General features: G+C 35.1%; 2 protein-coding genes. Both read right to left on the reverse strand.

What is annotated here, in order from left to right:
* Positions 1–203 precede the first annotated feature (203 nt).
* Positions 204–731, reverse strand: a complete 528-nt coding sequence (locus A5875_RS11845; protein ID WP_088933782.1) for a DUF4411 family protein — start codon at positions 729–731, stop codon at positions 204–206.
* Positions 731–1894: an ImmA/IrrE family metallo-endopeptidase gene (locus A5875_RS11850; protein ID WP_088933783.1), complete on the reverse strand. Its 1164-nt coding sequence runs from the start codon at positions 1892–1894 to the stop codon at positions 731–733. Before A5875_RS11850 ends, A5875_RS11845 begins: the two co-directional genes overlap by 1 nt.
* Between the last annotated feature and the right edge of the window lie 201 nt (positions 1895–2095).

Raw genomic sequence — 2095 nt, forward strand, 5'->3', positions numbered from 1 at the left:
GGTCGATTATAATATTTGAGCGGTCGCGGAAAACCTCTTAACGGTCAACGTGGTTGCAACAGAATCGGAAACTGATTTTCTTTCTCCTACCACTGGAGACTTGCTTTTTTTCGTTGGTTCTTTGACGCAGAACAAAAAGATAGGTTCCAAGCTCGAATACTTGAGCTTGGAACCTATCTTTATCTGATCAGATTCTTTTCTTATTAGATCACACATTGGACTTCCCGCATTAAATCATACAGATTAATGCATTCCACTCCTATAGCTGCGCAGACATCTGGTATTCTTGGTTCTTTACTGGTTGGATTTTTAGCATTCAAATTGAAGTCGCGCTCTTCCATCGTCACAATCGTATAGTTATGAGCTTTGGCTACAGCGATCAGCCATGGATCAGCCTTTTCAAACGCAGCCCATTCATCATAACTTTTTTGTCTATAGAACGGCGAACTGTTTATATGGTTTAGTACAGTCGCATATTCATGGAGCACCGCGTTGTCGCTATTAGGAAATAATACTTTTCCTTTACTCAAGCAGTTGTCTTCAACCCAAATTTGTAGATTGTCTTTGTCCTTTTTTGAATGACACAATTCGTCCCTAACTTTATCAACTAAATAAATGGATTGATCATAGGTCTGTTTAAACCATTTCCAGAAAGACGGAACCAAATCAAATTGATAAAACGTTCTGTAAGGGGATATTAAACTATTACTATCGATCAAGTATTTTTTCATTATCCACCCTCCATATGTTTTACCAACTTATCATATGTTGTACCTCTTGCTCCTAATAGATCGTAAGCTTCTGTATATAAGATCTTGCCTTCCTTTGCTTTTCTATTTACAGAATGAACAAAATTCGAATCCAATCTCGATCCTTGCGTGTGATAGTAATTTCCACCAGATTTTTTTTCGTTTTGTTCCTTAGATAATAGGTTTTCATGCATTTCTTCTAATAAAATAGTGTACGTCTCATCGAACGTTTTCTGACTAACTAATTTCTTTTGCTTAATCCTAATACAAATTACTAAGTCGCTTACACTGAATTGATTGGAAATATTTTTCACATTAGAATATGCATCTATATCCTTTTTATATATTTTTCTAAGTGTCTCTGTTGGCAACAGCATCTCTGCTGCTACTTCATTACAAAATTTTTCGAGGTTTTCATTTAAGAAAGCTTGATTGTCATAAGTAGAAACATTGTATAATTCGCTAGTTCCCAGCCATATATGAACCAATTCATGACACAAGGAAAAAATCCTCGCATTCAAACCGTCTCTTGCATTTAAAAATATTAGCGGCACATACTCATCGATAAGTACGAAAGCTCTAAACTCAGAAATATCCAAAGGTCGATTATTATTACTACCTACAACACCATTTTGCATAACAAGAATTCCTAGCTTGCTGATAGCTTTTCTAAGAATATTAAACGTATTATTTTTCTTCCTATTCCAACTACTCACTAAATCTAATTCTGCAATAATTTTTTCAGCTAGTCTCTTCGGATCATCCTTAATCGTTGCGCTTCCTATAAATTTAAGAGGAGAAAAGCCATCTTCCAACAAAGCTTCTCTCATAAAGCTTTGCTTTGTCTCCATAGATTTAATAGTATCAATTAAATCCCTGCTAGGCGTTTCATGTTCCTCATTATCGATCGTCCGATATTTTAGTAACTCTACATCTTCAACTGGTGGTTTTTCTAGAAAAAAATAGCCAAAAGGGATTCGTAATTCTTTACTTAGTTTATTCAATTCATTGACAGTTAATTCACTTTCGTTAGAGGCCCATTCATCGATCTTAGAAAACTTCCGAGAAATTTGAAGCACACTCTTACCAGAAGATTGGATCGCCCATTGAATAATCGTTGGATTTATCGTGATTCCTTTTGCCATTATTTTCACCTCCATTGTTACCTAAATTCTACCACAATTGATCTCAGTAAAAATCAATATCCAAAGTTTGTCTATAGAAACGACCAGCAAAGCCGCCAATCAAAATTACTGTAGTAAAAATATTTTGTTCAACCATTGCCTGATTCAACGCTTCCAGTTAGCTCTCTAAAATTGGTATGTTCTTCATTATACTACCAATTC

Source organism: Enterococcus sp. 3H8_DIV0648 (assembly GCF_002140655.1).
GTDB classification, from domain to species: domain Bacteria; phylum Bacillota; class Bacilli; order Lactobacillales; family Enterococcaceae; genus Enterococcus_A; species Enterococcus_A hulanensis.

What these genes read in the sequence shown, in the direction of transcription:
- A5875_RS11845 (WP_088933782.1), bottom strand. Translation starts at nt 731, where the DNA reads ATGAAAAAATACTTGATCGATAGTAATAGTTTAATATCCCCTTACAGA.
- A5875_RS11850 (WP_088933783.1), bottom strand. Translation starts at nt 1,894, where the DNA reads ATGGCAAAAGGAATCACGATAAATCCAACGATTATTCAATGGGCGATC.